This is a genomic window from Proteus sp. TSJ240517, assembly GCF_047921575.1.
Lineage (GTDB): Bacteria > Pseudomonadota > Gammaproteobacteria > Enterobacterales > Enterobacteriaceae > Proteus.
Genome location: NZ_JBLRMH010000001.1, coordinates 737,593 through 751,264, shown reverse-complemented (window position 1 = coordinate 751,264; position 13,672 = coordinate 737,593). Strand labels below are relative to the sequence as shown.

The following is a 13,672-nucleotide window of genomic DNA, read 5'->3' as shown; positions in this document are numbered from 1 at the left end:
TGCGCAACGAAGTGCAACGTTCCTGTACAAGTCAAAAGCATACCGATGATCGGAAACAGATTTATGGAGAACTGCAATTATGGCTTTAACTTCGCCAATGCTAATTACATTTACGATCTATATCTTGGGTATGCTTTTTATTGGCTACCTTGCTTATCGTTCAACAAAAAACTTTGATGATTATATTCTTGGCGGTCGGCGATTAGGCAGTGTAGTCACTGCGTTGTCAGCGGGTGCTTCAGATATGAGTGGTTGGTTATTAATGGGATTACCTGGCGTGGTGTTTTTCGCTGGTATTTCAGAAAGTTGGATAGCTATTGGACTCTGTTTAGGCGCGTGGCTAAACTGGCGTTTAGTTGCAGGGCGTTTACGTTTGCAAACTGAAAAAAATAATAATGCATTAACGTTGCCCGATTATTTGACATCGCGTTTTGATGATAAAAGCAAAATGCTACGTATCATTTCAGCGTTAGTTATTCTTACCTTCTTTACTATCTATTGTGCATCAGGCGTGGTTGCTGGTGGAATGCTGTTTGAGTCTACGTTTCATATTCCTTATCACGAAGCGATGATTTATGGTGCGCTTGCAACTATCGCATATACCTTTTTAGGTGGCTTTCTTGCTGTAAGTTGGACAGATACCGTTCAAGCGACTTTAATGATTTTTGCTCTGATCCTGACACCTATTATTGTTATTTTCTCAGTGGGCGGCATTGATACTTCTGTTGCTATCATTAAAGCAAAAGATCCATCTTATTTGGATATGTTCAAAGGGCTTGATTTTATCGCGATTGTTTCGTTATTAGCATGGGGATTGGGCTATTTTGGGCAACCTCATATTCTTGCACGTTTTATGGCGGCTGATTCTAATCAAACTATTCGTAAAGCACGCCGTATTGGTATGACGTGGATGATCCTCTGTTTAGGTGGCACGGTTGCGGTTGGATTCTTTGGTATTGCTTACTTTGAAATGAATCCAGCACAAGCTGGCGCTGTAACAGCTAAAAATGAACGTATTTTTATGGAGCTGGCTTCACTGCTCTTTAATCCATGGATTGCTGGTATTCTGTTGTCTGCAATTCTAGCTGCGGTAATGAGTACATTAAGCTGTCAATTATTAGTCTGTGCAAGTGCGTTAACTGAAGATTTATACAAGCCATTTATTCGTAAAAGTGCGAGCCAAAAAGAGTTAGTTTGGGTAGGGCGTGGCATGGTGTTATTAGTTGCGATAATCGCAATCTTCTTAGCGCGTGATCCAAACAATAAGGTGCTTGATTTAGTGAGTAACGCGTGGGCTGGTTTTGGTGCCGCTTTTGGCCCTGTGATCCTCATTTCTGTAATGTGGAAACGTATGACTCGTAATGGTGCATTTGCTGGAATGTTGATTGGTGCTTTAACCGTGTTAGTGTGGATGCAATATAAATGGTTTGGGTTATATGAAATAATTCCTGGTTTTATCTTTGCCTCTATCGCTATCGTTGTCATCAGTTTAATGGGTAAAGAGCCGAGTAAAGAAAACCAACAACGTTTTGATGAAGCTGAAACTCAATATCGTAATACATAATAAAATATAGAAAATTAGAACAATAAAAGGCCACTTTATTTAATAAGGTGGCCTTTGTTATGTAAATTCATTATAAATTTAAAAGAGAGTATAATTTATAATACTAGTAACTTACTCATAATATTCAAATTTATTATATACAATTGCTGTGCTGGTATCGATTATTGTGTCATCTTTTCTAACTTCACTTACCATATTCCATGTTAAGCAATTATTATATTTATCCCATTCTTGGCAAGTACTATCATACTCTCTTATATCGTCATACAAACTCGTAAATATTTGCGTTTGATGTAAGATTTTATCATCTTCACCATAATTAAATTCTAACATTACTTCATTATTATCAATTGCTTTTAAGAGGCGGCCTTTATTATCATAAGAATAATATATTGTACTTCCTTGATTTTCAGCACTAGATTCAATAATTGTTTCTGATGCAATCTTATTGCCATCATAAACAATTTTTGAAAAATCGGTTCCTATGAGTGTTCCATCTCCATCATAGAAATGAGAAGTTTTATTTATTAGTTGGTTCTGACTATTTTTACCATATATTTCATTCAGATAGAGAGTATAGATCTTGTGTAAGCTCTTTAGCTGGTATTTATATTTGATATTATAAGGTGTTGACATTCTTACAAGATTTGTTTCGATTCGCTCATGAATATATTCTTGCGTAGAAGAATCAAATTTAGTAAGAGAGCCACATTCATCAAATTGTATTTCACCTTTATAGGCTTTAAATCGACCTTTTTCAGGTAATGTACTAGTGATGATGATTGATTTTATAGGCCCATAATAAAACTCTAACAGAGTGGGCATATTATTAGACTGGTTCACCTGTTTTTGTAGATCTTTACAAGATGTTGATGTCGCAAATACTGGGAGTGAAATAAAAAGTGTGTATAGAGAAAAAATAAAAAGAAGTGATAATTTCATATAATGCGTCATCTTAAATTTTATTAAAAGAGAACATGCTATAAAGCATATTCATCATTAATTGATTTAAGTAGTTTTACACAAATTGTTTTTTAATGAAAGTATCACGAAGAAGTATCTAACCATAGATAAGAAGATATGTAATAAATATAAAAACCAGTCTATTTTTGATAGTCTGATTTTTATATTATTAACTTAAATTTGATACAAAAATATAATGTAAATATTATTCGTAGTAAATAAACTCGTTATGAAGCATGGCTTTACTGAAATTAATCACTTCATCATTAAATTTAATCGTACTTTCAAGTTCCTCTTTTGAACAATTAGCAAATTTGTCCCATTCAAGGCAAGTAGTGATAAAGGCTTTATCTTCTCCATTAACGCCTTTGATATAGTTTGATTGAGTAACGACTTTTCCTTTTGGATCATACTGATACTCTACATTTATTTTACCGTCTTCTATTACGGATTGTAGTTTTCCTTGAGGATTATAGATGTACTCTGTTGTGATAGTCTCAGTTGTAGGATCAGACGATTTACTCGTTTCTTTAATAATGCGCCCATCTTTATAGTCGAATTGGCTGGTGATTGTATCCAGTAAAGCGCCATCATTTGCATAATATTGAATTATTTTTTTGTTGAACCGGTTCTGTCCATCTTTATGATAGGTTTCTTGCATGTAGATAGAGTGTGAGCCATAGGCATTTTTTATCTGAAATTGATATCGGATAACAGAAGGATTATTAGGTAATGTTCTTATTAAATTAGTTTCTACATTACCTTCAAAGTACTCTTGCATTGATGTGCTATCTTTCAATAACTTTCCACATTCATCAAAGTAAATTTCACCTTTTAGTGCTTTAAAACGCCCGTCATGGGGTATAGAGCTTGTCATCGTGACTGATTTAACAGGGCCGTTGTAAGAACTGAGCAATATAATATTGCTATTAGCAATATTGGTTTGTTTTTCAATATCAGTACATTGAGTCGACGTAGCGATTGCTGGCAATGAGGATACCGCATAAAGGGAAAGAGAGATAAGGAGTTGTTGTAATTTCATAAGACCGTCCATGTATATATTTGTCATATTTTAAGCTACAGCGCTACTCGTCATACTTCAAGCTACAGCGTTGTTGCCTATGTTCATTCACACTAGTCACATACTTATGTATGCTCCTAGTGACTCATTCACTTGTCGCCTAGCTGTAACTTGAATTATTTAGAGTATTTGTTTGCATATATTCAAGTTGTTGCAAATTATTTAGCGTATAAGTAGTACATAAAATATAGGTCTAGTATAGATAAAATCCTATATAATTAAACAATACATAAAGGTAAGAAAAATATTTTGGTACGATCAGAATTGTTTTTTTGGGGCATGAATATGTTAAACGCATTTTCTTTTATGACTGATACGGCAACTCTGGCCATTTTTGATTTACAAGCGATCCGGCATAGAAAATCAGATACAGCAGATTGGTGGAGCATACCTGATGATGAGTTAAATGAAATGAACAAAGGTAATATCGCATTTATTGGTTTGGGTAATGATGGTTTTTACACTATTAACCTATGCGATAAAATTGAAGATCCAGATGTAAAAATAAACATACATTGTCCATCAGGTGAAATTTTTATTGGTGCAGGAGAGGATACAACTGGCGGTAATTTAGAGCCAGATGATCCACAATATCGTGCAGGAGAGATTATTTTTCTTCCAGTAGGATATTATGATGTATCATTAAAAAAGGTAAATAGCCTACTTTTTATTTCTATTATTTACAGTAAAGTGAAAATAAATAAATTTGAGAGTGTTTTACGTTTATATTAAAGGAATATATAAATGGTAACATAAAGGTATAATAACAATTTAAAAATACTATTATTTAAAGCGCCATTCCTGTACTTTATTAATAAGTTAATAAATGTAGATTAAAAAAACATGGTTATGTTAAGTGCAATATAACGAATACGGTAATTATAAATAAAGTTAATCAATTAACTACATCTTAATTAATTAAGATGGTTTAAATTTCACTAAAAGAAAAAATAATATTTCAATAATAAAATAAAGAATGGGAAAGGTTTTATTAAATTTATTGTTCTTATTTTATTGAAAATGACAAATATCAATTTGAACTGGATTAATATAATTTTTAATATTAATCCTAATAAAATTAATAAATATTTTACCAAAAATACGTAATAGTCATATTTAGATTATAAGAATATACTTAAAATCGAAAAATGTATACGTATTAACATCTATGCTCGGCGAATTTAGTTGCATTTTATGAGTAAATAAGCTGATAATTATACATACTTAAATATTAGTACGTAATAAACATGAAATAAGGTTATTAATAAACTTATTTCATGTTCGCCTTTTTATATTACCAATACAATAAACTAGTCTTATTTTGATATATTACCGGAGAGTTTTATTATGAATAAAATACTTCTTGCTACTGTTATAGCAGGTGTTTTTTCTTCTACCGCTTTTGCAGCTTCTGATAATACCATTCGTTTCCAAGGTGAAGTTTCTGATGAAACTTGTACTGTAACTGTTAATGGTAATTCTGCACTTCCTGTTGTTTTATTACCTACTGTTCCTGTTACAGCATTAGACACAGCAGGTAAAACTGCAGGACAAACACCATTTACTATCGCAGTGAGTGGTTGTACTGGGTCTAAACCAACAGATACAAATATTAAAACCATTTTTATTGCTAATAATCTGACAACAGAAGGTCGTATTGGTAATACAGCAGCAAATAACAATGTTAGCTTAGAAATTATTGATCCTGCGAAAACAGGTACCAAAATTGATTTAACTGGTGTAGGTAACGAAGGTTTAGTATTAAAAGCAAACGAAAAATCAGCATCTTATGATTATGCTGTACGTTATTATGCCGATGATGTTGCAACAGCAGGTAAAGTAGAAGGTAGTGTGCAGTACTCTATCTCTTATCAATAATGCTTATATGTCTCCTTTATATAAAGGAGACATTTTTCTATTTATATAAGAGGAAGATAAGTAATGAAAAAAATAATAATGCTAATTGCCGTATTTTTCTTAAGTTATAGCACAGCATCATATTCTAGTGTCACTATGCTAAAAACACGTATTGTTTATTCATCGGATTCACGCTTTGAAGTTTTAAAGTTTATGAATAACGATGAAATTCCCTACATTATGCAAATATGGGCGGATAAAAATAATCCTAATTCGACCCCAGATAATGCAGATGCGCCTTTTGTTATTCAACCCCCCGTGTTTCGTATCGACCCTAAGACAGGGAGAGACGCGCGATTAATTTATACTGGTGAAGGTTTACCACAAGATAAAGAATCTATTTTCTATTTAAACGTAGCACAGATCCCACCTAAAGATTTGAATAAAGATATAAAAGAAGGAAATAGCTTTACGGTTATTGTGCATCATCGATTAAAAATATTTTATCGCCCAACAGCGATTGTCTCGCAGCTAAATAATATCGAGAAACAAATATCTTTCTCAAAAGAAAGTAATGGCAATATAAAAGTTAAAAATGATTCACCTTTCTTTGTGTCATTTGCACAACTTGAGGCCACTAATGCTTCGGGACAAAAATTTATATTTAAATCAACTATGGTTTCTCCGTTATCAACGGAGATATTAGTCGCTGAAAATGGCGGAAAGCTTTCATTTTTACCCGATAAAATGACCTATAAATACCTTAATGATCTAGGTGGACAAAATAGCATGACAGATTTAATTCATTAATAAAAATGGCATTGAAATGAAAGTCATAGAAAAAAGCACAGCACAATTAAATAATAGAATAAAAGTCGTACTCTTAATCGGCTCATTTTCTCTATTTATTCAATCAATGACTTCTGCATTTGCTGATGATTATGAATTTGATCCTTCTTTATTATTAGGTAGCAAAAATAATATCAACATTAATCAGCTTCATGATAGTAATTATGTGGAGCCTGGTGATTATGATGTTGACATCTACATTAATAATCGTTTTTTTGAAAGAAAAACTGTGCGTTTTCAACTAAATGATAAAGGTAAAGTGACACCTTGTTTTAATCAACAACAAATTGATGAAATGGGGATCTTGCTGGATAACGAGATCAGTCAAGATAATAGTCAATGTTTAGTATTAAACCAAATTAATACAAACATTGTAGATTCGTTTGATGCTTCTAACTTTAGAATAATGATTGCAGTGCCTCAAATCTTATTAAAACGAAGACCACAAGGCTATGTCAATGAAGACGATTTAGATGCGGGCAACACCATGTTGTTCACCAATTATTCGGGTAATTACTATAAGAATAAATCGAACGGACAAACTTCAGACTATGGTTTTGGTAGTGTCAATATGGGCGTAAATCTGGGAACTTGGCAATTTCGTCAACAAGCATCTTACTCTTATAATTCATCAAAATCGGGAAGTAATAGTGACTTTAATTGGATAAGAACTTATCTACAAAAGCCGTTACTGACATTAAAATCGATGTTAGTTGTCGGCGATATTTATACAACAGGCGCACAATTTTCAAGTCTGGCATTTAAAGGTATTCAATTAATGTCTGATGAAAGAATGTTGCCAGATTCTCAAAAAGGCTATGCACCTGTTATTCGTGGTATTGCGACGACTACCGCCCGTGTAGTGATAAAACAAAACGGCACTGAAATTTATCAAACAACGGTATCACCTGGACAATTTGAAATAAACGACCTTTATCCAACCAGTTATGAAGGGGATTTATTAGTCGAAATCCACGAAAGTAATGGCAAAGTTTCTTCTTTTACAGTGCCATTTACCGCATTACCTGAGTCAGTAAGGGCTGGTCGCTTTAAATATAACTTTACTGCGGGTGAAGTGAATAACTTTGGTTCAGAAAATAGTTATTTTTCAGATATCGCTTTGCAATATGGTGTGAATAATACGGTAACGCTAAATACAGGGATGCGTGTAGGTCATCAATATCAGGCAGTATTTGTCGGCTCTGTTATTGCTACAAAATTAGGGGCGATAGGTTTTAATTCGGCTTTTTCAAATGCTGAAGTCGGCGGTAATAATTATCAAGGTGGACGATTAGGTATTAGTTATAGCCGTACTTTTAGCCCAACCAATACCGTTATTACACTCGCAGGTTATAAATATTCAACAGAGAATTTCCGCGAATATAATGATGTCTTGGGATTGAGAAAAAGTGCAAGCAATGACATGGAATGGAATTCCAATAGTTATAATCAAGAAAGCCAGTTTACACTGAGTGTTAATCAGTCTCTTGATAAGTGGGGGCAACTTTATATTTCAGGCTCTATCAGTAATTATTATGGTAATAAAGGACATGATGCCCAGTATCAAATCGGTTATTCCAATACCTATAAAGATATTGCTTATAGCCTCGCTTATAGCCGCCAAAAAACGGGGCAAATGACGGCAAATAATACTTTTACATCAATAACAACCGATCCGATATCGGAAGATATGGTGATGTTATCTGTTTCTATGCCATTAGGACGCTCTGATTATTCACCAATGCTATCATTATCTTCTAGTCATTCTAGTGATGATTCAAGTTACCAAACGAATTTATCAGGACTTTTAGGGGAAGATAAAACACTTTCTTATAGTGTAAATGCAGATTACGACACACAAAATAGAGCGGTGGGCAGTGGTTTGCATTTAATTAAACAGCTTCCTTTTACTACGTTATCAGGCAGTATCTCTAATGGTAAACATTACACTCAAGGCAGTGTGGGTATTCAAGGTGCCTTAGTTGCACACAGTGGCGGGGTAACATTAGGGCCTCGTATTAGTGATTCTTTTGCTTTAGTGGAAGCAAAGGGTGCAAGTGGTGCGAGTGTGAGTAATGGTATGGGGGCACGCATTGATCCTTTTGGTTATGCTATTGTGCCTTCCCTTGTTCCTTATCAATATAACAATGTTAGTTTGGATGGGAAAAATATTAGAAATAATAATATTGAGCTACTGGAAAATACTAAACAAATAGCACCGTATTCAGGTTCAAGTACCAAAATCGTTTTTAAAACCCAAGTCGGATATCCTGTATTGATTTCGGTTAAGCCTGAAAGTCCATTGGCATTAGGTGAAAATGTTTATGATAAAGATAAGCACATTGTTGGCATGGTGGGGCAAAGTAACCAGATTTATGTCAGGGTTGAAAATAAAAAAGGGACACTGACCGTCGGTAAAGATGAAGATAGCTGCCAAATCGATTACTCAATACCAGAAGAAAAAGAAGCCGATAAACTCATTTTATTATCAGGTCAATGCTTATGAAATTAAATCGCTGTTTACTTTCTTGTCAGTTCTCTATTTTATTAGCGTTGATGCTATTTCCTTATTTAGCTTCGGCAACATGTTATAAAATAACAACCACGACGACGAATCCCAATAGTGTACTTTATACTGAGCCTGGTAAAGGTTCAGCGAAAAATTGGCAAGGCGCGCGGGATGATTCAGGATCAATGGGAAGTACGCCTAAAGTAATTAATGTTAATAACGATCAGTTTCAAATTCCGGGTACATTAGTGGCGAGTGGCTTTGTCTCTTTTTTTGAGGCGGGTTATGAAGTTTATGATCCTGAACAAATATTATTTCGTTGCACCGCCGATGAGGAAGGAAAGTTAAGAGAATTTTATTCAACGAATGGTGATTATAACTATGGTGGCAAAAATTTAGTTAATCCAGCTTTAGGATTACAAGAAACATATATTAGTCTTGCAAGAGGATTAGGTATCCGTATTAAAAATACTATTACGGGTGAATATTATAGCCGCTATTGGAAATCGCGACCATTAACAAATTTAGAAAGAGATAGCAAAGGGTGGATCTTAGTAAAAGCAAAAGACTTCTCTAATATGGAAGTGGAGTTATTTAAGATTAACTATGAAAGAACAAGTGATATGCCACCCGCACAATCAAGTAGCGGGCTAATTACGTTTATTAACCAACCAGCAGGTTATATCGCTTTTCAAAGCTCTAACTTCTCTTATTTATTAAAAGATGGTACAGATCACGCTACAAATTATCATGGCTTTTATGCTTATTGGCCTGCTGCTGTAAATATGTCTCGTCGTATTTATATTCGTAATGCGTCTACTTGTTTTGTACGAAATGTTACGCCTTATGTTTCATTCCCATTGGTCACTATTAATGAGTTAGCAAGTGGCAAAAAAGTGACTTTACCTATTACTATTGATTTTTATTGTCAATTAGCACCACCTGCGAACGATGGCATGAGTAATATTTCCAGCGGAACGGGAGCAGGGCAAACTGCAATGGGATTTTTACCTAGACCTACAAATGTTAACAAGGCAATTGAATTAGGATTAACAGTACCTAATGGTGCCGCAATTACCCATTTAGTGACAGACGGTTATGGTACTGACTCAAATATGGCAAAAGGGGTTGGTGTAAGAATATATCGCCCATCAGGTATGCCATTAAACTTGTTATCAACATTAGCTAATGAAGGGCAAGGTGAGGGTTATGGTTGGTATCCTATTTATGATGATGCTAGTTCAGTCTCATATAATAATGGTATTGCCGATTTAACTAAAACATTATATGCCTCATTAGAAGCGTTACCGAGAGAGAAAATAACTGCTGGTAAATTTAATGCGACATTACAAGTAATTATACAGGTGCAATAAATATGAAAAGGATCAGTATTTTTATTCTGTTACTGTGTTTTTCGTTTATCGCCAAAGCGAATTTAGCATTAGAGGGGTCAAGAGTGATCCTTTATCATTCAGACAGAGAAGCATCCTTAAATATAAAGAATGATGGTGAGTTTCCTGTGGTGGTTCAAACATGGGTGGATGATGGTAATCCAGAAAATACTCCAGAAACCATAACTGATGTTTCCGCTTTATCATTACCGCCAGTATTACAATTAAAACCGAGTGAATCACAACGAGTACGAGTAATTAATAAATTTACCAATACAGATAAAGAGAAAGAGACACTTTACTGGCTTAATTTATATGAAATCATGCCTAAGCCTGAGAACAAAAAATATGATGAAGGTTTAATTAATGTCGTTGTCAGATTACAAGTAAAAGTATTCTATCGCCCTGATGATTTAATTATGGTGATTTCCGATGTCAGTAGCGCTCTTGTTTTTACGAGATCAGATAAACAGTTAACAATTGAAAATCCGACACCTTTTTATGTCACCATTAAATCAGCATCTGGCGAAAATAATCCTAATATTCTCATTCCTATGATAGCGCCATTTTCAAAACAACAAATTACATTAGAAAACAGTCAAATAAACCAAATTAGCTATATTCTTATTGATGATTTTGGTGGCGAATTTAAAGATAAAAAAGAGATAAAGTAGATTTGCTGGTGGTTTGTATTGGATTATGTAATTAAATTAGACTAATTGTTTGTTTTAATTAGTCTCATTAATTATAAAAATTGAATGAAATATAAGCCAATGTTATTTTTTAATTACCGTATTATTTTGAGTTTCTAGATTAAGATAAATGCGCCATTTTGTCGCCACTTTCTTTCAGATACAAAAAAGCCACTTATTACTAAGTGGCATAAATGTCTGATTTATCAGCTTAAAATTGGTGGGTCGTGGGAGGCTCGAACTCCCGACCAATTGATTAAGAGTCAACTGCTCTACCGACTGAGCTAACAACCCGATGCGCTGATTATTCTCCTCTCAAATGCGATGGTCAAGTGCTTATTTTGATTTTTTTTTAATGGATAAAATATCGCCGATTAAATTAAAGAAAGGATCTTATCTGGTTATCAAAGCATCATTCATTTTACTAAAAGTGATCTTTTCATTACTTATACTGAGATTTGTGTCACAATAATTTCGCAAACATATTACCGCGTCAAAAAATAAAATAGCGGTAAAAACAACATCGAAAATATGAAAACACTTCAGGTATTGTATGGAAGATCAAACAGAAATTTCTCCTCCCGCTAGAGTGAAAAATGCCACTCTACAGCGCGGGCTAACAAATCGTCATATTCAATTAATTGCTATTGGTGGTGCTATCGGTACTGGTCTATTTATGGGATCAGGGAAAACCATTTCGTTAGCTGGACCATCAATTATTTTTGTTTATATGATAATTGGCTTTGTCTTGTTCTTTGTGATGAGAGCGATGGGCGAGCTGTTGTTATCAAATTTAGAATATAAGTCATTTAGTGATTTTGCTGGTGATTTATTAGGGCCGTGGGCTGGTTTTTTTGTCGGCTGGACTTATTGGTTTTGCTGGGTCATTACGGGTATTGCCGATATCGTCGCTATAACGTCCTATATTAGTTATTGGGCTCCTAATTTTCCTGAATGGGGAACATCCTTTATTTGTGTGCTGACATTGCTTATTTTAAATTTAGCAACAGTCAAACTCTTCGGAGAAATGGAATTTTGGTTCTCCATGATAAAAATAACCGCAATTGTCTCTTTAATTATTGTTGGTATTGTTCTTATCAGTATTGGGTTTGAATCGCCAGCAGGACATACAGCAGCACTAGAGAATATTTGGAATGATGGGGGAATGTTCCCTAAAGGGTTAAGTGGATTTTTTGCTGGATTCCAAATTGCTATTTTTGCGTTTGTTGGGATTGAATTAGTCGGGACTGCGGCTGCAGAAACTCGTGATCCAGAAAAATCCTTGCCGAAAGCTATCAATGCTATTCCTATCCGTATTATTACTTTTTACGTATTAGCATTAGCAATTATCATGTCGGTAACTCCATGGCGTTCTATTTTGGCGGATAAAAGCCCATTTGTTGAGTTATTCGTTATGATAGGAATACCCGCAGCTGCAAGTTTAGTAAACTTCGTGGTATTAACGGCAGCAGCCTCTTCTGCAAATAGTGGGATATTTTCCACAAGCCGAATGTTATTCGGTTTATCTAAAGAAGGCGAAGCACCAAAACAGTTTAGCCAATTATCTAAACGTGCAGTACCTGCCAATGGACTGTTATTTACTAGCTTATGTTTGTCATGTGGAATTATATTAATCTACTTTATTCCTGATGTTATGCACGTATTTACCTTGGTAACAACAGTCTCTGCGTTATTATTTATGTTTATTTGGAGTATGATTTTATGCTCTTATTTGGCATATCGTAAAAAACGCCCACAATTGCATGAAAAGTCTATCTATAAAATGCCTTTGGGAATTATTATGTCGTGGCTGTGTCTTGCATTTTTTGCATTTATGACGTTGCTACTCGCTTTTGAACATGATACTCGCCAAGCATTAAGTGTGACTCCATTATGGTTTATTGCATTAGCAATTGGCTATCAGTACGTTAAAAAACGTAAACAAAAAATGGCAATAGAAAAATAAATTACGCATTCTTTTTTTATTAAATGTATAGCCTTATCAATCCATGATAGGGCTATTTTTTTAATTAAAAATTAGGTGTCATTCAAGTGAGTTAAAATATTTTTAGAATATGTTAACTATATCCAGCAATTTTTTAAAAATACACTATCCTACAATTAAAATAAAAGGAGACGGTATGTATAAGAATATTTTGGTTCCCATTGATATTGATGAAGATAACCTGATGAACAAAGCAATTCCGTTAGTGGAAAATATTGCAAAAAATGAAGATCCTTATGTTCACTTTTTGTATGTGTTACCTAAACTTCCACAATCTTCTTATTATCGACTTGTTATGAATGGCGATCAATTAGATCAAGGATGCTTAAAAACGTCAGCGGAAAAAGAGCTTAAAAAAATAATCGAACGTTTTGATTTACCTGATGACAGAATGCAAACTCACATTTGTATTGGTACACCACGAGATGCAATATTGCAGATTGCTGATGAGGTGAATGCGGATTTAATTGTGATTGGTTCGCATAATCCTGAAGATGATTCTTATCATATCGGTTCAACCGCCGCAGATATTACACGTTATGCAAAACGTTCTGTTATGGTAGTAAGATAATAGAGCCGTAAGATAACTCTAACGTGTTTATAAGTGAAAAATAAGAATATTTGCAGAGTTTAGTGATATCGCTGTTATGTTTTGTTCACACGTAACAGCGATTATGCGATTAAAAAGGTAAAGCAATCGCACAAATCAGCAGCTTTTATATTTGGAACAAATTCTTTTTTTAATTACTATTACGTTATCT

At 34.1% G+C, this 13,672-nt stretch carries 11 protein-coding genes and 1 tRNA gene; 9 read left to right on the top strand and 3 right to left on the bottom strand.

Translation table 11 applies throughout. From position 1 onward, the window contains the following. The first annotated feature begins 79 nt into the window (after nucleotides 1–79). Nucleotides 80–1,564, top strand: coding sequence for a sodium/proline symporter PutP (gene putP / locus ACNARN_RS03545; protein ID WP_109374192.1), 1,485 nt, complete (start codon nucleotides 80–82; stop codon nucleotides 1,562–1,564). A gap of 111 nt (nucleotides 1,565–1,675) precedes the next feature. Here the strand turns inward: putP and ACNARN_RS03540 are convergent, their stop codons facing one another. Together ACNARN_RS03540 and ACNARN_RS03535 are read right to left on the bottom strand one after the other, a co-directional pair. Then, entirely contained in the window at nucleotides 1,676–2,506 is an 831-nt protein-coding gene (locus ACNARN_RS03540; RefSeq protein ID WP_198632217.1) for a hypothetical protein, read from the bottom strand. A 226-nt stretch (nucleotides 2,507–2,732) separates the two neighbouring features. Further along, nucleotides 2,733–3,581 (bottom strand): hypothetical protein, encoded by an 849-nt coding sequence (locus tag ACNARN_RS03535; protein WP_198625740.1) that lies wholly within the window; start codon nucleotides 3,579–3,581, stop codon nucleotides 2,733–2,735. Nucleotides 3,582–3,893: 312 nt separating this feature from the next. On the opposite strand from ACNARN_RS03535, the gene ACNARN_RS03530 reads away from it, so the two are divergent. From ACNARN_RS03530 to ACNARN_RS03505, 6 genes are all read left to right on the top strand, one after another. Next, on the top strand, nucleotides 3,894–4,340 hold the full coding sequence (locus ACNARN_RS03530; protein WP_232797464.1) for a DUF6386 family protein: 447 nt from the start codon (nucleotides 3,894–3,896) through the stop codon (nucleotides 4,338–4,340). A 615-nt stretch (nucleotides 4,341–4,955) separates the two neighbouring features. Then, complete coding sequence (locus tag ACNARN_RS03525; protein ID WP_198621004.1) at nucleotides 4,956–5,486, top strand: fimbrial protein; 531 nt, start codon at nucleotides 4,956–4,958, stop codon at nucleotides 5,484–5,486. Nucleotides 5,487–5,549: 63 nt separating this feature from the next. Beyond that, entirely contained in the window at nucleotides 5,550–6,275 is a 726-nt protein-coding gene (locus ACNARN_RS03520; RefSeq protein WP_198625739.1) for a molecular chaperone, read from the top strand. Between the two features lie 16 nt (nucleotides 6,276–6,291). Beyond that, complete coding sequence (locus ACNARN_RS03515) at nucleotides 6,292–8,820, top strand: fimbria/pilus outer membrane usher protein (RefSeq protein WP_311748651.1); 2,529 nt, start codon at nucleotides 6,292–6,294, stop codon at nucleotides 8,818–8,820. Next, a complete protein-coding gene (locus ACNARN_RS03510; protein WP_232797463.1) occupies nucleotides 8,817–10,196 on the top strand; it encodes a fimbrial protein in 1,380 nt (459 codons plus the stop codon). Before ACNARN_RS03515 ends, ACNARN_RS03510 begins: the two co-directional genes overlap by 4 nt. Nucleotides 10,197–10,198: 2 nt before the next feature. Next, on the top strand, nucleotides 10,199–10,888 hold the full coding sequence (locus ACNARN_RS03505) for a molecular chaperone (RefSeq protein WP_368887841.1): 690 nt from the start codon (nucleotides 10,199–10,201) through the stop codon (nucleotides 10,886–10,888). 236 nt (nucleotides 10,889–11,124) lie between these two features. On the opposite strand, the gene ACNARN_RS03500 is transcribed toward ACNARN_RS03505, so the two are convergent. After that, nucleotides 11,125–11,200 (bottom strand) — tRNA-Lys (locus ACNARN_RS03500). 259 nt (nucleotides 11,201–11,459) lie between these two features. Here ACNARN_RS03500 and cycA point away from each other — a divergent pair. Continuing rightward, nucleotides 11,460–12,872, top strand: a complete 1,413-nt coding sequence (gene cycA / locus ACNARN_RS03495) for a D-serine/D-alanine/glycine transporter (protein WP_198621008.1) — start codon at nucleotides 11,460–11,462, stop codon at nucleotides 12,870–12,872. Between the two features lie 175 nt (nucleotides 12,873–13,047). After that, on the top strand, nucleotides 13,048–13,482 hold the full coding sequence (locus ACNARN_RS03490) for a universal stress protein (RefSeq protein WP_100160390.1): 435 nt from the start codon (nucleotides 13,048–13,050) through the stop codon (nucleotides 13,480–13,482). Nucleotides 13,483–13,672: the final 190 nt, after the last annotated feature.

Coding starts and splice junctions, on each gene's coding strand:
- putP (WP_109374192.1), top strand. CDS start 80: ATGGCTTTAACTTCGCCAATGCTAATTACATTTACGATCTATATCTTG.
- ACNARN_RS03540 (WP_198632217.1), bottom strand. CDS start 2,506: ATGAAATTATCACTTCTTTTTATTTTTTCTCTATACACACTTTTTATT.
- ACNARN_RS03535 (WP_198625740.1), bottom strand. CDS start 3,581: ATGGACGGTCTTATGAAATTACAACAACTCCTTATCTCTCTTTCCCTT.
- ACNARN_RS03530 (WP_232797464.1), top strand. CDS start 3,894: ATGTTAAACGCATTTTCTTTTATGACTGATACGGCAACTCTGGCCATT.
- ACNARN_RS03525 (WP_198621004.1), top strand. CDS start 4,956: ATGAATAAAATACTTCTTGCTACTGTTATAGCAGGTGTTTTTTCTTCT.
- ACNARN_RS03520 (WP_198625739.1), top strand. CDS start 5,550: ATGAAAAAAATAATAATGCTAATTGCCGTATTTTTCTTAAGTTATAGC.
- ACNARN_RS03515 (WP_311748651.1), top strand. CDS start 6,292: ATGAAAGTCATAGAAAAAAGCACAGCACAATTAAATAATAGAATAAAA.
- ACNARN_RS03510 (WP_232797463.1), top strand. CDS start 8,817: ATGAAATTAAATCGCTGTTTACTTTCTTGTCAGTTCTCTATTTTATTA.
- ACNARN_RS03505 (WP_368887841.1), top strand. CDS start 10,199: ATGAAAAGGATCAGTATTTTTATTCTGTTACTGTGTTTTTCGTTTATC.
- cycA (WP_198621008.1), top strand. CDS start 11,460: ATGGAAGATCAAACAGAAATTTCTCCTCCCGCTAGAGTGAAAAATGCC.
- ACNARN_RS03490 (WP_100160390.1), top strand. CDS start 13,048: ATGTATAAGAATATTTTGGTTCCCATTGATATTGATGAAGATAACCTG.